The following is a 16,154-nucleotide window of genomic DNA, read 5'->3' as shown; positions in this document are numbered from 1 at the left end:
TGGGGAAGGGGGCCGTGTCTATGGGGATTCAGCCGGACAGCAGTCCGTTCGGATCGCAGACGGTCACGGGGCCGGGATGGCCCAACGTCAATGAGGAACAGCTCGAAGAAGCGGCCGCCCATTACACGAAGCTGGCCACCAAGATCAGCGGATCGGTGGTGCCGCAGCAGACCAGCCAGCTGATGAATCTGACCGATCAGTGGCAGGGCGCGGCGTCGCTGGCGGCCGCGGGTGAGGCCGGCACCATCATCGGCGGTCATGAGGCCAACGGCGCGCAGGCGGCGGCCATCGCCGCCAAGCTGCAGTCCATGGTGGCCGCGGTCATCAAGACCAAGAACCTGGTCAACGCCACCGCCGAGGAAGTACAGGCGGAGTGCATGGCCCTGTCGGCGGCGCCGTTCCCCAACGTGCAGGAGCTGATCCAGAGCCGCATCAAGATGGGCCTGTCGCAGAACATCGCCGCGGTGACGGCCAGTGCCACCGAGGTGGCCAACTTCGTCGGCGCACCGCCGAGCATCCCGACGGCCGGCGTGCCGCCGCAGGTGGCGCAGACCGCGCAGAAGACCGCGGAGTCGGCGGGCAAGGGCGGCGACCAGATGGGCCAGATGATGGGCCAGATGATGCAGATGGCCGGTCAGCTCCCGCAGATGCTCGGGCAGCTGCCCCAGCAGGCAATGCAACCGCTGCAACAACTTTCGCAGCCACTGCAGCAGTTGACGTCCCTGTTCCAGGGCGGCGGGCAGGGCAAGGCCGGCCTCGGCGCCTCGCCGTTCGGCGCGTTCTCGAACCATCCGCTGGCCGGCGGTTCCGGGGCGGCTCATGGCGCCGGCCTGATGAAGGGCGGCATGCCCGGCGGTGGCGGCGGTGGTGTGGGCGCGGCTTCCGTGCAGACGCCGCTGCTGGCCAAGATGGTCGGCCCCGGCCCGGCTGGGCCCGGCGTGATGCCGGCCAGTGCCGCGGGCGGCATGGGCGCCGGTGGCTTGGCACCGGTCGCCGCCGCCGCAGGTGCCGGTGGCGCGATGGGCGCCATGGGCGGCATGGGGCACCGTGAAGGTGGCGGCGGGGGACGCATCACCCAGCTCGCGGTACCCGAGGCACTGGACCACGGTTCCTATGACGAAGACATCGACGACGACTGGTGAGTAGGGGGGATATCTGATGTCGATGATGCAGACACCGGACAACATCAGCTGGAACACGGCTTCCGTCGAGCTGCCTGACATGCCGATGATCCAGCCCGGTGAGGACGCCATGAGCGCGACCATCGCCGCGATCCTGCCGGCCATGGCAGCCGACATGACCGCCAATGTGGCCTCGTTGCAGGCCAAGGAGGGCATGTTCTCCGGCAAGGTCGGCATGGCCCAGTCGGCTTACGACAACGCCGACAGCAAGGGCGGGGAGGGCGTCGGCCAGATGGGTCAGATGCTCGGCCAGCTCGGTCAGATGGGTCAGCAGGCAGGCCAGATGGCCGGCCAGGGTGGCGGTCTGGGCCAGATGGGCCAGCAGGCGGGTCAGTTCGGTCAGATGATCCAGCAGGCCATGGGCAAGGGCGGCGGCAAGGAAGGCGGCATGCCCGGCGGGGAACCCCCGGAGGGTCAGCCCGGCGGGCCGGCCGGCGGCGGTGCCCCCATGTCGCCCGAGCAGCGTCAGGCGCAGCAGGACGCCCGGGAGAACCAGCAGAACGACCGGCAATCCCAGCAGGACGCGCGCCAGCAACAGCAGGACAACCGGCAGTCCCAGCAGGATCGCCGGGAGGCCCAGCAGGACGCCCGCGACTCCCGTCGGCACACGTCCGCTCCGGCTCCGGCGGCGCCGCCGGTGGCCGGTCCCAGCGCGGGTTCGCACACCGCGGGGCCGGCGCCCGTCGCTCCCGTGGCCCCGCCGCCGCAGCGTGGCGGCGACGTCGGCCGTCAGATGTAGTTGCTGAAATAACAAGCCGGACAACGAAATTGGGGCCAGTCGCGATGATCGCGACTGGCCCCAATTCAATGGTTGACCGTCAGGAGGCCGGTGCCGGTGCCGGGGTCGGGGTGACCGGCGCAGCAGGAGCAGCCGGAGCGGCCTGCTGGTTACCGGCCGGGGTGGCGGTGCCCTGACCCGCGCTGGAGGCGGGCTGGCCGGCGATGGCCTGGCTCGGTGCCGGAGCCGGCGCCGGGGTCAGCGGAGCCTGCGAGACGGCGCCGCCGGCGGTGGCAGCGGTGCCCGGACCGCTTTCGGCGGCGGTGGGAACCGGAGCCGCCTCGGGAGCCGGGCCGGCGGCCGGAGCCGTCGCCGGGGTGCCCGCGGGGGTACCGGCCGGGGTGCCCGCCGGAACCTGGGCACCGGCCGGAGCCGGAGCGTCGGCGCCCGGGGTGCCGGCCGGAGCCGGAGCAACCGCCGGAGTACCAGCCGGAGCCGGGGTGCCGGCCGGGGTGGCGGCAGGCGTCTCACCGTTCGGCGTCGCCGCCGGGACCGCACCGGTGGTGGTGCCGGCCGGGGGCTGCGTGCCGGTGGCGGCCGGAACAGCACCGGCCGGGGTGGCGCCGGGCACGGCGCTGCCGAGACCGGCGGGAGCAGCCGCCGGGGCAGCAGCAGGAGCGGCGGCGGGGGCGGCAGCCGGGGCCGGCGTGGTCACCGGCGCAGTGCCACGAGCGGGGGCGGCGGCCGGCGCGGTACCGGTGGCGGGTTCAGTGCCCTGCCACTTGATCACTTCGCGGTCCCCGTCGGTGTACACGACGCTGGTCGGGGCGGCGCCCGTCACGTCGAAGTAGATCTTGCCCTTGGACTCTTGCCCTTCGGCGAGGCCGGCGGGGTTGAGGCCCTGCGGCGTGGCCGCGCCCCACAGCACGCGGTAGTTCTCACCGTCGGCGGTGCGGGCGTTCAGGTTCGGCACGAACGGCTGGGAGCTACCGCGCTCAGCGGAGTACTCGGCCGTCGCTTCCCAGAGCGTGCCGTTGAGGTGCTGCGACAGCACGTCGGTGCTGGGCTTGAGGTTGCTGATCTGCCATTCCGCGACGGTGTTCCCGTCGACGAGCTTGCCGTCCTTGCCGAACGCAATGGTGGTCGGAGCGGGCGACACACTTGCGGGCTGAGTCGAGTCGGCCACGGCGAACGGCGTCGCGATCAGGCCGAATGCGGCGGCTGCGCCGATGGCGATGGTGATCTTGCGGGTACTCATGGTGATGTGGCTCCTTTGTCTCCAAGTCGTCCGACGGGCGGCTTCCCCCACGGAAGTTGCGTCACGAGTAATTGGACAATTACTGACTACTACGAAAACTAGCAGGTTAAGCGTCAGCTGTGGATACAGGTGGACGCGACAGCGGTGACCCGGCCGCTGCCCCTGGTTTGCCGGAATCGGCCGCCGAACAGGCGCCCGATTCCGTATACGTCCTGGTCAGGACGCCGTGAGCTCGATTCCAGCAAGCACGACGACGTTGTCCCGGCTCGGCGCCGTCAGCACGCCGGTGATTCGTTCACCGTCACGCCAAAGGTTGGCCTGCAAGGTTTCACCCGGGATAACGGTGCCCGCGAAGCGCGCGCCGTAGGACCGGACCCGGCCGGCGTCGCCGTCGAGCACGTTGTCGACGATGGCCTTGCAGCCGATGCCGTAGGTGCACAGACCGTGCAGGATCGGGCGGTCGAAGCCGGCGGCCTTGGCGAACGCCGGATCCGAGTGCAGCGGGTTGCGGTCACCGCAGAGCCGGTACAGCAGGGCCTGCTGCGGCAGCGTGGGCAGCGCGATCTGCAGGTCCGGTGCGCGGTCGGGCTCGGCCGCCGAGGTCGACGGACCCCGGTCGCCGCCGAATCCGCCCTCGCCGCGGGCGAAGATGGACCGCTTCTGCTTCCACAGCGGAGCGCCGTCGAGGGTGGTCACGGTCGTCTCCGACCAGATGACGGCGGCCTTGCCCTTGTCCCAAATCTCGGTGAACTTGGTGACGGCACGGCCCGTGCCCGACGGCGGGATCGGCGCATCGGTGTAGATGGCCTCGCTGGCGTGCAGCACCCGGCTGAGCTCGATGTCGATGCCCGGGAACTTGACCGTCGGCGCCTTGGTCTCGTGGAAGCTCTGCGCCACGTTGCCGAACGTCGGCAGCACCTGCGGCTTGTCGTCGATCAGGTAGCGCAGCTCGCGCTCGCTCATGGGGTCCGCGCCGGCACCCAGGCCCAGGTGGTACAGCTGCACATCGCTGCTGCTCCACGAGAATTCGACGGGTGCGAGTTCGGCTCCGATGGCCTCATCGAGATTGATCGGCATGTCAGCCCTTTCCTGCCACGTGCAGTGCCGCGAGGTATCCGAAGGTCATGGCGGGGCCGATGGTCCCGCCGGGGCCCGGGTAGGTGTGACCCATGACCGGTCCACTGACGTTGCCAGATGCGTACAGGCCCTCGATCACCGAGCCGTCCTCGCGGAGAGCGCGGCCGTGGATGTCGGTGACGATGCCGCCCTTGGTGCCGAGGTCGCCGGGCACCATCTTGGCCGCGTAGAACGGGCCGTGCTTGATCTCGCCCAGGTTCGGGTTCGGCTTGTTGGTCGGGTCGCCGTAGTACCGGTCGTAGGCGCTGTTGCCACGGCCGAAGTCCTCGTCGACACCGCTGCGGGCGAAGCCGTTGAAGCGCTCGATGGTGGCCTTGAGCTCATCGACGGGCAGGTTGGTGAGCTCCGCCAGTTCCTCGATGGTGTCGGCCTTGACGACGACGCCGGCCTCGGTCCACTTCTTCGGGATGCGTTGTCCCGGCTGCAGACCCGCGAAGATGTAGCGGTTGCGGTACTGCTGGTCGAAGAGCAACCACGCCGGCACGTTCTCGCCCGGGCCCTCGCCCTGGCCGTACTGGCCGCCGTACATGTGGTGGCAGGCCTCCACGTACGGCATGGACTCGTTCATGAACCGCTTGCCGTTCATGTTCACGATGATGGAGCCGGGGGAGTTGCGCTCGGACAGGGCGAACCACGGGTTGTCGGGCAGCGGCACCGTCGGCCCCCACCAGGCGTCTTCCATGATTTCCAGTGCGGCGCCGAGCTTTTCGGCGGCCAGGATGCCGTCGCCGGTGTTGGCCTTGGCGCCCACGGTCCAGTCGGTGGTGATCGGCTGGCGCTGGTACTTGGTGCGCATCTCCTGGTTCTTCTCGAAGCCACCGCTGCCCAGGATCACCGCACGACGAGCCCGGATCAGTTGCGGCTCAGCGCTTTCCGGAGCGTTGGTGTCACGGACGTAGATGCCGGCAACCCGGCCGTCCTCGTAGTACAGGTCGGTCAGCGCGGTGTTCAGTTGCACTGGGACGCCGGCCTTCTGCAGGCCGATGCGCAGCGGCGCGATCAGGGCGCGGCCCATACCGACCAGGTTCTTGCCGGTGGCGCCGGCCCAGGTGGCGCGGATGCCGACCTTGAGGCTGCGCAGCACGCCCCGCGGGTGGCGCTTGAGCTGGTTGAGCCGGACGTAATCCTGTTGCATCACAACCATGTTCAGCGGGACCTTGCCGTACGCCGGCTCCAGGCCCTTTTCGTCGACGCCGAGCTTCTTGGCGTTGAACGGCTTGGGCTCGACGGACCGTCCGCCGGCGCGGCCGCCCTCGACCTCCGGGTAGTAGTCGGAGTAGTTCGGCACCCAGCACAGCTTCAGCGGCGAGTTCTTCAGAACGAAGGACAGCATCTCGGGGCCGCGCTGCAGGTAGGTGTCGATCTTCTCTGCGGGCACCACGTCGCCGACGATCTTGTGCAGGTAGGTGCGGGCTGCTTCCGGGGTGTCTTTTACCCCCGCACGCTGCAAAATCTCATTGTTCGGGATCCAGACGCCGCCACCTGACCGCGCAGTGGAACCTCCATAGTGTGGGGCCTTTTCTACGACTACTGTCGAAAGGCCCTGATGGGCTGCGGTGAGGGCGGCGACCATACCGGCTGCACCGCTGCCGACGACGACAACGTCGTACTCCTGTCCAGTCATGTAGAACACGTTATAGAATTGCCCGGCCTGTGGACAACTGCGCCGGTCCATGAAGTTAGGGGAATTCACGAATGCTGTCCGACAACGTGCGTGCCGAGCTCGCCGCCGCGCTGGCCCAAGCTGAGCGCAGCCGGGTCGCGATGTCGCCGATGACCGACACCTACGCCGACATCGACGTCGTCGACGCGTACGAGATCCAGCTGCTCAACATTCGTCAGCGGGTCGCGGAAGGTGCCCGCGTGGTGGGACACAAGGTTGGCCTGTCCAGCGAGGCCATGCAGAAAATGATGAATGTGGATGAACCCGACTACGGGCACCTCCTCGACGACATGCAGGTATTCGAGGACAAGCCCGTGCTGACCTCGAAGTACCTGTTGCCGCGGGTCGAGGTCGAGGTCGGGTTCGTGCTTGCCGATGATCTGCCCGGCGCCGGCTGCACCGAGGACGACGTGCTGGCCGCCACCGCTGCGTTCGCGCCGGCCATCGAGCTGATCGACACCCGCATCACCAACTGGCAGGTCAAGTTGTGCGACACCATCGCCGACAACGCATCCTCGGCCGGCTGGGTGCTGGGCAAGGAGCGGGTGTCCCCGAAGGACATCGACATTCGGAACATCGACGCCGTGCTCAAGTGCAACGGCGAGGTACTGGGCGAGGGCCGCAGTGACGCGGTGCTCGGCAATCCGGTGACGGCGGTGGCCTGGCTGGCGCGCAAGGTCGATCAGTTCGGCGTGCGTCTCAAGGCCGGTGACGTGGTGCTGCCGGGTGCCTGCATGCGGGCGTTCGATGCCAAGCCGGGGGACGACTTCGTCGCCGAATTCGCCGGATTGGGTTCTGTCCACCTGTCTTTCGCGTAATACCCAAAGTTTCTGTAGAGGAGTGAGCATGCCGTCCAAAGCGAGCGTCGCGATCGTCGGCTCGGGAAACATCAGTACTGACCTGCTGTACAAGCTGCTGCGGTCGGACTGGCTCGAGCCGCGCTGGATGATCGGTATCGACCCGGAGAGCGAGGGCCTGGCCCGCGCCCGCAAACTCGGGCTGGAGACCAGCGCCGAAGGAGCGGACTGGCTGCTGGCGCAGAGCGAGAAGCCGGACTTCATCTTCGAGGCCACCAGCGCCTACGTGCACAAGGCGTACGCGCCGCGGTACGAGGAAGCCGGCATCCGGGCCATCGACCTGACGCCGGCCGCCGTCGGCCCGGGCGTGATCCCGCCGGCGAACCTGCGGGCGCACCTGGACTCGATGAACGTCAACATGGTCACCTGCGGTGGCCAGGCCACCATCCCGATGGTCTACGCGGTGAGCCGTGCCGTCGAGGCACAGGGGGGCGTGCCCTACGCCGAGATCGTCGCGTCGGTGTCGTCGGCCTCGGCCGGCCCCGGCACCCGGGCCAACATCGACGAGTTCACCAAGACCACCAGCGCCGGCGTGCGCGACATCGGTGGGGCGCGCGACGGCAAGGCCATCATCATCCTGAACCCGGCCGAACCGCCGATGATCATGCGCGACACCATCTTCTGCGCCATCCCCGAAGATGCCGACCACGCCGCCATCACGCAGTCGGTCAAGGACGTCGTCGCCGATGTACAGACCTACGTGCCCGGCTACCGGCTGCTGAACGATCCGCAGTTCGACGAGCCGTCGGTGGTCAACGGCGGTCAGCACGTCGTCAGCATCTTCGTCGAGGTGGAAGGTGCCGGCGACTACCTGCCGACCTACGCTGGAAACCTGGACATCATGACCGCTGCGGCCACCAAGGTGGGCGAAGAGATCGCCAAGGAAATCGTGGGAGCGAACGCATGAGCACTGCACTTCAGCCCGGAGACATCTTCTTCGACGCCGCCTGGGACGTCCGGATGACGGACACCTCGTTGCGCGACGGTTCGCACCACAAGCGCCACCAGTTCACCGCTGACGAGGTGCGCGCCATCGTCGGCGCCCTCGACAACGCCGGCGTCCCGGTCATCGAGGTGACCCACGGCGACGGACTCGGTGGTTCGAGCTTCAACTACGGGTTCTCCAAGACCCCGGAGCAGGAGCTGATCACCATCGCGGCCGAGACCGCGAAGAACGCCAAGATCGCCTTCCTGATGTTGCCGGGTGTCGGCACCAAGGAAGACATCCGGATCGCGCAGGGCAACGGCGGCTCGATTTGCCGCATCGCCACGCACTGCACCGAGGCCGACGTCTCGATCCAGCACTTCGGCTTCGCCCGCGAACTGGGCCTGGAGACCGTGGGCTTCCTGATGATGAGCCACACCATCTCTCCCGAGAAGCTGGCCGCGCAGGCCCGCATCATGGCCGACGCCGGCTGCCAGTGCATCTACGTGGTGGACTCCGCGGGTGCGTTGGTGCTCGAGGGTGTCGCCGACCGCGTCGGCGCGCTGGTCGCCGAACTCGGCAACGACGCGCAGGTCGGTTTCCACGGTCACGAGAATCTTGGTCTGGGCGTTGCCAATTCGGTCGAGGCCGTGCGCGCGGGTGCCAAGCAGATCGACGGTTCGTGCCGCCGGTTCGGTGCCGGTGCCGGTAATGCGCCGGTCGAGGCGCTGGTCGGCGTGTTCGACAAGATCGGCGTCAAGACCGGCATCGACTTCTTCGACATCGCCGATGCCGCGGAAGAGGTTGTCGCCCCGGCGATGCCGGCCGAGTGCCTGCTGGACCGCAACGCACTGGTGATGGGCTACGCGGGCGTGTACTCGAGCTTCCTCAAGCACGCGGTGCGCCAGGGTGAACGCTACGGCGTGCCCGCCCACGAGCTGCTGCTCCGCGTCGGCCAGCGCAAGCTGATCGGTGGCCAGGAGGACCAGCTGATCGACATCGCTCTCGAGATCCAGCGCGAGCGTGCCGAGGGTAAGGCCTAACTGCCGCAAGCGAAAACGCCGGCCGCCCCGAAAGGGACGGCCGGCGTTTTGCGTAGCCGGGTCAGCTGGTGACGGAATCCGTCGCGGTCTCGCAGCGGGCCACGAGCTCGGCCAGTGCCGCCGGCAGCCGGTCGGCGATGGCCTGCGGATCCTTGACCTGGTCAGTACAGGTGAGCACGCAGATCTGCATGCCGCCTTCGTAGCTCCAGCCGGTGATGTTCATGCCCATCGGGAAGACCAGCGGGCCGGTCGAGATCAGCTTCTCGACCGGGGCGCCGCCGAAGTACAGCGTCTGCTGCGGGCCGCGCATGTTCGAGGCGATCATGCTGAACATCGGGCGCTTCTTGACCTTCGCCCCGATGGTCGGCAGCACCCGCGAGTAGACCTTGAACAGCGGCCAGTACTCCATCCAGTCGTGCTGCAGCCAGGCGTCGCGCTCGCTCTGCACTTCGCGGGCCGTGGCGGTGTTCGCCGAGATGGCTTTCAGCCGCGCCACCGGATCGGCGATGTTGGTCGCGAGTTCGACGTTCCAGCGGGCGACCTTGTTACCCCACCGGTCGCCGTCCTGCGGGCGCATCGACACCGGCACCACGGCGGTCATGGTGTCGTCGCCGACGGGGCCGCGGGACGCCTGGTACTCGCGAAGGACGGTGCTGCACATGGCGAGAAAGACGTCGTTGACGCTCACGCCGAACGTCTTCGACACCCGCTTGATCTGATCCATCTCGACATTGACGAACGCAAAGCCGCGCCGGGCGGTCAGCGGCTCGTTGAACGGCAGGGCCGGCGGGATGAAGGCCTCGGCGTAGCCGGGCTTGCCCGCCTTCTGCCGGTTCTGGATGGTGCGCGTGACCTTCGCCGTGCGCGCCAGGACCTTCGGGAATTTGGCCAGCGACCTGACCTGCTGGCGCGCCACCATCGGCAGCCACTCGGCGGTCGGTGGCCGGTGCTCGTCAGGCGCCGGGCGGGCCGACGGCTCGGGCAGCCGGTCCGTGGGGTCCTGGCTGTAGAACTGCTCGAGCAGGTTCAGCGACGCCATGCCGTCGGCCACCGCGTGGTGGATCTTCAGCACGAGCGCGACGCGGCCGTCCGCCAGACCGTCGATGTACCACATCTGCCAGGCCGGGCGGTCCCGGTCGAGCGGCTCTTCGAAGAGTTTGGCGATCTCCGCGCCGAGCTCGCGATCGGTTCCCGGTGCGGCGGCGGTGGCGCGCTTCATGTGGTAGTTCAAGTCGCCGCGGGCGCGGGTGATCCACCACGGCCGGCCGGCACCGAACCGCGGCGACATCAGCTGCCACTGCAGGGGTTCGACGCGGTCGACGAGACCGGGCAGTGCGGCGCGCACGGCTTCGAAGGTGATGGGCTCGTGGCCCTGGGCCGGATCGAGTACGACGGCCTTGATGGTGTGCTGCGGCTGGACGGCACTCTCCCACGCCAGGAAGCTGTTGTCCTCGCCCGATAAACGTCGCATACATCACTATGAAGCCAAAAATGTGAGCCAGCGGACATGTTGTCTCGTTGATCGGGAACTACCTCTGAATTTCGGCTCACACCCCGTTTAGCGTGCTCACCATGAGCTGACTCGGCGTCGCGACGCGGAGCCCGAGGGCTCCGCCGGGTCGGTATCTGACTGAATGGAGTAGGGATATGCAACTGAGGAACAGCCGGGTTCTGGTGACCGGTGCCAGCCGTGGTCTGGGCAGGAACATCGCGCAGGCGATGGCGCGCCGCGGTGCCGATGTCGCACTCGTCGCGCGCAACGCCGAGCAGCTCGAAGAGCTCGCAAAGGAGTTGGGCGGCAAGGCATATCCCGCTGACCTGATGGATCCGGCGGCGGTCGAGCAGCTGATCGGCCGTGTCGAGGCCGACGGTCCCGTCGACGTCATCATCAACAACGCCGGTGTGGACCGCGTCGGCCGCTTCTATGAGGCGTCGTCGGCGGATGTGCGAGACCTGTTGCAGGTCAACCTGATTGCCCCCATGGAGCTGTGCCGCCAGGCGATGCCGCTGATGATCAAGCGCGGCCGCGGCCACATCGTGAACGTGTCCTCGATGGGCGCCATCTCGACCGGGCCCGGCGTCACCCTGTACGGCGCCTCCAAGGCCGGGCTCAGCCACTTCACCGCCGGTATCCGCTCCGAGCTCCGCAACAAGCCGGTCAACACCACGCTGGTTCAGATCGGTGAGGTCAAGACCGACATGATCGACCACATCCGGTCGTTCGGGCCGGCGCGCCGCACCATCGAACGGTCGCTCAAGTTCCGGATGATCCCGCAGGAGCCGCTGGACGCCGACATGGTCGCCGAGGCCATCGCCGATGCCGTCGAGAAGGAGAAGAAGCACGTCATCCTGCCCAAGCGCATCGCGGCCATGGCGTACCTCACCGAGACCCCGCGCCGGGTCTCCGAACTCATGCTGACCGGCATCGACCAGGACAGCGACTAGTCATGAATCTGGCCGGCAAGGTCGCGATCATCACCGGCGCAGCGCGTGGTCAGGGTGAGGCCGAGGCGCGGCTGTTCGCCGCGCTCGGCGCGCAGGTGGTGCTCACCGACGTCCTGGTCGACGAGGGCGAGGCGGTCGCCGCGTCGATCGGCGCCGCCGCCCGCTTCCAGCGGCACGACGTCGGCAGCGAAAGCGATTGGCGGACAACGGTGGAGCTCGCACTGTCTGAGTTCGGCCGCATCGACGCGCTCGTGAACAACGCGGCGATCTGCACCGTCGAACCGCTCCTGGACCACACCGCCGAATCGTGGGAGCGGCAGCTGCGCGTCAACCTGATCGGTCCGTTCCTGGGCACCAAGGCCGTCGTCGAACCCATGCGGGCCGGCGGCGGCGGCTCGATCATCAATGTGTCCTCACAGGCCGGCCTGCAGGGGCTGGCCGGCTACAGCGCCTACGGCGCGTCCAAGTGGGGTCTGCGCGGATTCTCCAAGGTCGCCGCAATCGAATTGGGCCCCATGGGGATTCGGGTCAACACCGTCTACCCCGGCATGATCGACACCCCGATGGTGGCGCACCTGCCGATCGAACGCGGGCTCGGCGGGCACCCGGGTGCGCCGCTGACCCGCGTCGGTGCGCCGGAGGAAGTCGCCGAAGTGGTGGCGTTCCTGGCGTCGGACGCGTCGTCGTACATGACGGGTGCGGATCTGGCGGTCGACGGCGGCGCGAGCGCGGGCCGGATCCCGGTCGTCCCGACCCAGCCACAAGCGACGTAGCGAGCGACTTGTCAGACTTGCCCGGCAAGATGGGCGCATGGCCGGGGACGAATCCACACTGGCGCCGGAGCGCCGGCGGCGGGCCGGGTCGATGGAACTGTTGCTCATCGCCCTCACCGCACTGGCGCTGTCGGGTTCCTGGGTCAGCGGTGTCCTGACCGACCATGCCCGCCTGGCCGCCGCGGCCACGGTGTTCTGCGGCGTCTTCGTGCAGGCTCTGCCGTTCCTGGTGCTGGGCGTCATCGTCAGTGGCCTCGTGGCCGCATATCTCACCCCGGAGCGGCTGGCCCGCCTGCTGCCGCGCCGGCCGGCGCTCGCGGTGGCGGTGGCGGGCGTCGGCGGTGCCGCGCTGCCCGGTTGCGAATGCGGCTCGGTGCCCGTGGCGCGCCGGTTGTTCAGCGGGGAGACGGCCGGGGCCGCCCTGACCTTCATGCTGTCCGCCCCGGCGATCAACCCGGTGGTGCTGGTGGCGACGGCCGTCGCCTTCCCCGGCCAGCCGCAGATGGTGGTGGCGCGGTGTGTGGCATCACTGCTGACCGCGGTGGTGATGGGGCTGCTGTGGCAGCGCTGGGGCCGCGCCGAATGGGTGACCCGCACGCTGCCCGCCCACCACGACGAGGGCGCATCGCGCTTCACCGTCTTCGCCGAGGCGGCCCGGCACGACTTCCTGCAGTCCGCGGCCTATCTGGTGGTCGGCGCCGGTGCGGCGGCGGTGCTGCGCGCGGCCGTGCCGTCGTGGGTGTTCGAGCAGGTGGCCGGCAACCTGGTGGTCGGCGTGGTGACCATGGCGCTGCTGGCCGTCGTGCTGGCGCTGTGTTCGGAGGCCGACGCGTTCGTCGCGGCCAGCCTGACCATGGTCCCGCTGGTGCCGCGCCTGGTGTTCCTGGTGGTCGGCCCCGCGGTGGACGTCAAGCTGTTCGCCATGCAGGCCGGCGTGTTCGGCCGGCCGTTCGCCGTGCGATTCGCGCCGGTGACGCTGGTGGTCGCCACTGTCTGTGCGACGGCCGTCGGGCTGCTGCTGCTCGGGGGTGCGTCGTGAGCCGGGAAACCCAGAACATCCTGGTGCTGTTGATCGGGCTGAGCACGGGCCTGATCGCGGTGAAGGGCACCTACCTGAATTTCGTGAAACCGGCGCTGTTCCCGTGGCTGGTCGTGGCGGCCGTCCTGTTGGTGGCGCTCGCTGTGGTGTGCCTGGTGCGGGACCTGCGCCACGGGCCGCCGGGTGGTCATCACCATCGCGGACTGCTGGCATGGCTGCTCCTCATCCCGGTGGCGCTGACCGCGTTCGTCAGCGTGCCGCCGATGAGCGCCGTCGGCGCCGAGACCGTCACCGCCGCGGTGGCCCCGCCGAAGCGGGCCTTCCCACCGCTGCCGGCCGACGGCGCGGTGTCGCTGCCGGAGGTCGTGCTGCGGGCGGCCGCGGACTCCACGAAAAGCCTTGAAGGACGGACCATCACCGTCACCGGGTTCACCATGGGCGACGACCTGGCCCGCGTCGTGATCGTGTGTTGCGCCGCCGACGCGCAACTGGCCCGCATCCACCTGACCGGCGACCTCGGATCGCACCCGAAAGACACCTGGCTGAAGGTGCAGGGCAAGGTGGTACCCGGGACATCCAATCCGTCCACGAATTTCGTCCCGACCATGGAAGTGACCAGTGCCGAGCCAATCCCCAAGCCCCGCAACACCTACGCGTACTGACGCGCAGGCCCTGCTCGAACAGCTCGCCGGCCCCGGCGCGGTGCTGCGCGACGACCAGTGGGTGGCCATCGAGGCCCTGGTGGTCCAGGGCCGCCGAGCGCTGGTGGTGCAGCGCACCGGGTGGGGCAAGTCCGCTGTGTACTTCATCGCCGCCAAGCTGCTGCGGGCCGCCGGCCGCGGCCCGACCGTCATCGTCTCGCCGCTGCTCGCTCTGATGCGCAACCAGGTGGCGTCAGCCGAACGTGCGGGCGTCCGCGCCGCCACCATCAACTCCAGCAATGTCACCGAATGGGACGAGGTGCACCAGCGGGTCGCCTCCGGCGACCTCGACGTGCTGCTGGTCAGCCCGGAGCGGTTGAACAACCCCGATTTTCGCGACGCCGTCCTGCCTGCGTTGGCCGCCGATGCCGGCCTGGTCGTCGTCGACGAGGCGCACTGCGTCTCCGACTGGGGCCACGACTTCCGGCCCGACTACCGGCGCATCCGCACCCTGATCGGTGAATTGGGTTCGGGCATACCGGTTCTCGCCACGACCGCGACCGCCAACGACCGCGTGGTGCAGGACGTCGCCGCGCAGCTGGGCGTCGGGGGCGGCGATACCCTGGTGCTGCGCGGTGGCCTGGACCGGGAATCACTGCGCCTGTCCGTGGTGCACGCCGGCGGACCGGCGCAACGGGCGGCCTGGCTTGCGGCGCATCTGGATTCGCTGCCCGGCTCGGGCGTCGTCTACACCCTGACGGTGTCGCAGGCCCACGACATCGCCGCGCTCCTGCGCGAGCAGGGCCACACCGTCGCCTCATACACCGGCTCCACCGAGGCCGCCGAACGCGAACAGCTGGAAGCCGACCTGCTGAACAACCGGGTCAAGGCGCTCATCGCCACCTCGGCGCTGGGCATGGGCTTCGACAAACCCGACCTGGGCTTCGTCGTGCACCTGGGCGCTCCGTCGTCGCCCATCGCGTACTACCAGCAGGTCGGCCGTGCCGGCCGCGCCACGTCCAGCGCCGAGGTGATCCTGTTGCCGGGCAAAGAGGATGCCGACATCTGGCGATACTTCGCGTCGGTCGCCTTCCCGTCGGAAGCCCTGGTCCGCAAGGTGATCGGTGAACTCGAGCCGGACCGCGCACTGTCCACCGCGGCCCTGGAACCGTTGGTCGACCTCAACCGGTCGCGGCTCGAGATGGTGCTCAAGGTGCTGGACGTCGACGGTGCGGTGCGCCGCGTCAAGGGCGGCTGGATCAGCACCGGCGAGCCGTGGTCGTACGACGAGGAGCGCTACCGCAACCTGGACGCCGCGCGGCAGCGCGAGCAGCAGGCCATGCTGGACTACCAATCGACCACCGAGTGCCGAATGGTGTTCCTGCGCAGCCAACTCGACGATCCCGAGCTCGACGGTCGCAGCTGCGGCCGGTGCGACAATTGTGCGGGTGCGCGCTACACCGCCGACGTCGATGCCGAGGCGGCGTCGACGGTGCGCGATCAGCTCATGCGGCCCGGCGTGGAGATCGCCCCGCGCAAACAGTGGCCGACGGGCCTCGGCTCCCTGGGAATCGGGTTGTCCGGCCGCATATCCGGCGGTGCCGAGCCGGGGCGGGTCATCGGGCGGCTGACCGACCTGGGCTGGGGTGCCCGGCTGCGCCAGTTGCTCGACGGGCCCGACGCCGAGGTGCCCGACGCCGTCGTGCAGGCGGCCGTGGCGGTCCTCAAGGCCTGGAACTGGAAGGAACGTCCGGTGGCGGTGATGGGTCTGGACTCCGAACGGCATCCGCAGCTGATCGGCTCGCTGGTCACCCGGCTGGCGGAGCTGGGCCGGCTGCAGAACCTGGGCACGCTGTACTACCGGCCGCAGCGGCGTCCGGTGACGGCGGCGAACTCGGCGTATCGGGTTGCGGCGCTGGTGGATTCGTGGGAGGCGCCCGCGTTGGACGTGAGCGGTCCGGTGCTGCTGGTCGACGATCTCGTCGACACCGGCTGGACCATGACCATGGCGACGCAGGTGTTGCGCACCGCCGGGGCACCCGCAGTGCTGCCGTTCGCCCTGGCGTCTGTCAGCTGACGGCAGACCGCCACTCGGCGTACAGCTCATCGACCATCTGGGCGACGTCGTCGTAGGTTTCCCACGTGTCCGGTTCGCCGTACCTCTCGCCATGACGAGCGACGGCCGGCACATTGCGGTACTGCGAGAGGTAGGTCCGGTAACCCGCCTCGGCGAAAGCGTTTCCGGTGTCGGTCAGCATCGACGGGTCGATCTGATTCACGCAGTACCGGCGCAGGTACTCGCCGGGCGTGATGGTCCGGTTGTGCAATTCGGTTGGATTGCAATCGGACCGGGTGAGGCCGTGCAACGCCAACCACGCCATGAACATCCCGATGTGGGTGCTTGCCGCGCTCACATCGAGGTCGAGTTCCCCCACGCTGTCGTAGTGCCACTCGGCGTCGTCGTATGTCACTCC

At 68.8% G+C, this 16,154-nt stretch carries 15 protein-coding genes; 10 read left to right on the top strand and 5 right to left on the bottom strand.

The annotated features are described in order from the left end of the window. Positions 1 to 20 precede the first annotated feature (20 nt). Both ACJH7A_RS06320 and ACJH7A_RS06315 read left to right on the top strand, forming a co-directional pair. The gene (locus tag ACJH7A_RS06320) at positions 21 to 1,142 is read left to right on the top strand and encodes a hypothetical protein (protein ID WP_064861048.1); all 1,122 of its coding nucleotides are present in this window, start codon (positions 21 to 23) and stop codon (positions 1,140 to 1,142) included. A 16-nt stretch (positions 1,143 to 1,158) separates the two neighbouring features. Further along, on the top strand, positions 1,159 to 1,920 hold the full coding sequence (locus ACJH7A_RS06315) for a hypothetical protein (protein ID WP_406801606.1): 762 nt from the start codon (positions 1,159 to 1,161) through the stop codon (positions 1,918 to 1,920). A gap of 79 nt (positions 1,921 to 1,999) precedes the next feature. Here the strand turns inward: ACJH7A_RS06315 and ACJH7A_RS06310 are convergent, their stop codons facing one another. The 3 genes from ACJH7A_RS06310 to kstD all read right to left on the bottom strand — a co-directional run bounded on the left by ACJH7A_RS06310 (position 2,000) and on the right by kstD (position 5,918). After that, positions 2,000 to 3,157 carry a DUF1942 domain-containing protein gene (locus ACJH7A_RS06310; RefSeq protein ID WP_406801605.1) on the bottom strand — a complete coding sequence of 386 codons (1,158 nt, stop codon included), beginning with the start codon at positions 3,155 to 3,157 and terminating at the stop codon, positions 2,000 to 2,002. A gap of 216 nt (positions 3,158 to 3,373) precedes the next feature. Next, complete coding sequence (locus ACJH7A_RS06305) at positions 3,374 to 4,234, bottom strand: MaoC family dehydratase (RefSeq protein ID WP_020100792.1); 861 nt, start codon at positions 4,232 to 4,234, stop codon at positions 3,374 to 3,376. A gap of 1 nt (position 4,235) precedes the next feature. Beyond that, a complete protein-coding gene (gene kstD, locus ACJH7A_RS06300) occupies positions 4,236 to 5,918 on the bottom strand; it encodes a 3-oxosteroid 1-dehydrogenase (RefSeq protein ID WP_133426438.1) in 1,683 nt (560 codons plus the stop codon). Between the two features lie 71 nt (positions 5,919 to 5,989). On the opposite strand from kstD, the gene ACJH7A_RS06295 reads away from it, so the two are divergent. The 3 genes from ACJH7A_RS06295 to dmpG are packed head-to-tail and all read left to right on the top strand — an operon-like array spanning position 5,990 to position 8,782. Continuing rightward, complete coding sequence (locus ACJH7A_RS06295; protein WP_020100790.1) at positions 5,990 to 6,775, top strand: 2-keto-4-pentenoate hydratase; 786 nt, start codon at positions 5,990 to 5,992, stop codon at positions 6,773 to 6,775. 28 nt (positions 6,776 to 6,803) lie between these two features. Then, a complete protein-coding gene (locus ACJH7A_RS06290) occupies positions 6,804 to 7,721 on the top strand; it encodes an acetaldehyde dehydrogenase (acetylating) (protein ID WP_406801604.1) in 918 nt (305 codons plus the stop codon). After that, entirely contained in the window at positions 7,718 to 8,782 is a 1,065-nt protein-coding gene (gene dmpG, locus ACJH7A_RS06285) for a 4-hydroxy-2-oxovalerate aldolase (protein ID WP_064861053.1), read from the top strand. The genes ACJH7A_RS06290 and dmpG overlap by 4 nt, the downstream gene beginning before the upstream one ends. A gap of 61 nt (positions 8,783 to 8,843) precedes the next feature. On the opposite strand, the gene ACJH7A_RS06280 is transcribed toward dmpG, so the two are convergent. Beyond that, on the bottom strand, positions 8,844 to 10,253 hold the full coding sequence (locus ACJH7A_RS06280) for a wax ester/triacylglycerol synthase family O-acyltransferase (RefSeq protein WP_406801603.1): 1,410 nt from the start codon (positions 10,251 to 10,253) through the stop codon (positions 8,844 to 8,846). Positions 10,254 to 10,429: 176 nt separating this feature from the next. On the opposite strand from ACJH7A_RS06280, the gene ACJH7A_RS06275 reads away from it, so the two are divergent. The 5 genes from ACJH7A_RS06275 to ACJH7A_RS06255 are packed head-to-tail and all read left to right on the top strand — an operon-like array spanning position 10,430 to position 15,757. Then, the gene (locus ACJH7A_RS06275; protein WP_318985455.1) at positions 10,430 to 11,227 is read left to right on the top strand and encodes an SDR family NAD(P)-dependent oxidoreductase; all 798 of its coding nucleotides are present in this window, start codon (positions 10,430 to 10,432) and stop codon (positions 11,225 to 11,227) included. Between the two features lie 2 nt (positions 11,228 to 11,229). Beyond that, a complete protein-coding gene (locus tag ACJH7A_RS06270; RefSeq protein ID WP_406801602.1) occupies positions 11,230 to 12,000 on the top strand; it encodes a glucose 1-dehydrogenase in 771 nt (256 codons plus the stop codon). Positions 12,001 to 12,037: 37 nt separating this feature from the next. After that, positions 12,038 to 13,039 carry a permease gene (locus ACJH7A_RS06265; RefSeq protein ID WP_406801601.1) on the top strand — a complete coding sequence of 334 codons (1,002 nt, stop codon included), beginning with the start codon at positions 12,038 to 12,040 and terminating at the stop codon, positions 13,037 to 13,039. Next, positions 13,036 to 13,701 carry a TIGR03943 family putative permease subunit gene (locus tag ACJH7A_RS06260; protein ID WP_406801600.1) on the top strand — a complete coding sequence of 222 codons (666 nt, stop codon included), beginning with the start codon at positions 13,036 to 13,038 and terminating at the stop codon, positions 13,699 to 13,701. Before ACJH7A_RS06265 ends, ACJH7A_RS06260 begins: the two co-directional genes overlap by 4 nt. Further along, positions 13,658 to 15,757, top strand: coding sequence for a RecQ family ATP-dependent DNA helicase (locus ACJH7A_RS06255; protein WP_406801599.1), 2,100 nt, complete (start codon positions 13,658 to 13,660; stop codon positions 15,755 to 15,757). Before ACJH7A_RS06260 ends, ACJH7A_RS06255 begins: the two co-directional genes overlap by 44 nt. Here ACJH7A_RS06255 and ACJH7A_RS06250 read toward each other — a convergent pair. After that, the gene (locus ACJH7A_RS06250) at positions 15,750 to 16,151 is read right to left on the bottom strand and encodes a hypothetical protein (protein WP_406801598.1); all 402 of its coding nucleotides are present in this window, start codon (positions 16,149 to 16,151) and stop codon (positions 15,750 to 15,752) included. The genes ACJH7A_RS06255 and ACJH7A_RS06250 overlap by 8 nt on opposite strands. Between the last annotated feature and the right edge of the window lie 3 nt (positions 16,152 to 16,154).

Origin of the sequence: Mycobacterium sp. SMC-17, from assembly GCF_045310915.1 — a bacterium.
Classification (GTDB): domain Bacteria; phylum Actinomycetota; class Actinomycetes; order Mycobacteriales; family Mycobacteriaceae; genus Mycobacterium.
Note: the sequence above shows the minus strand (reverse complement) of the source record. Positions and strands in the feature narration are given on the sequence as shown.

Excerpts from the sequence above, each read along its gene's own strand:
- ACJH7A_RS06290 (WP_406801604.1), top strand. The coding sequence starts at position 6,804 with ATGCCGTCCAAAGCGAGCGTCGCGATCGTCGGCTCGGGAAACATCAGT.
- ACJH7A_RS06310 (WP_406801605.1), bottom strand. The coding sequence starts at position 3,157 with ATGAGTACCCGCAAGATCACCATCGCCATCGGCGCAGCCGCCGCATTC.
- ACJH7A_RS06315 (WP_406801606.1), top strand. The coding sequence starts at position 1,159 with ATGTCGATGATGCAGACACCGGACAACATCAGCTGGAACACGGCTTCC.
- ACJH7A_RS06275 (WP_318985455.1), top strand. The coding sequence starts at position 10,430 with ATGCAACTGAGGAACAGCCGGGTTCTGGTGACCGGTGCCAGCCGTGGT.
- ACJH7A_RS06320 (WP_064861048.1), top strand. The coding sequence starts at position 21 with ATGGGGATTCAGCCGGACAGCAGTCCGTTCGGATCGCAGACGGTCACG.
- ACJH7A_RS06305 (WP_020100792.1), bottom strand. The coding sequence starts at position 4,234 with ATGCCGATCAATCTCGATGAGGCCATCGGAGCCGAACTCGCACCCGTC.
- ACJH7A_RS06265 (WP_406801601.1), top strand. The coding sequence starts at position 12,038 with ATGGCCGGGGACGAATCCACACTGGCGCCGGAGCGCCGGCGGCGGGCC.
- ACJH7A_RS06270 (WP_406801602.1), top strand. The coding sequence starts at position 11,230 with ATGAATCTGGCCGGCAAGGTCGCGATCATCACCGGCGCAGCGCGTGGT.
- ACJH7A_RS06280 (WP_406801603.1), bottom strand. The coding sequence starts at position 10,253 with ATGCGACGTTTATCGGGCGAGGACAACAGCTTCCTGGCGTGGGAGAGT.
- ACJH7A_RS06295 (WP_020100790.1), top strand. The coding sequence starts at position 5,990 with ATGCTGTCCGACAACGTGCGTGCCGAGCTCGCCGCCGCGCTGGCCCAA.
- dmpG (WP_064861053.1), top strand. The coding sequence starts at position 7,718 with ATGAGCACTGCACTTCAGCCCGGAGACATCTTCTTCGACGCCGCCTGG.
- kstD (WP_133426438.1), bottom strand. The coding sequence starts at position 5,918 with ATGACTGGACAGGAGTACGACGTTGTCGTCGTCGGCAGCGGTGCAGCC.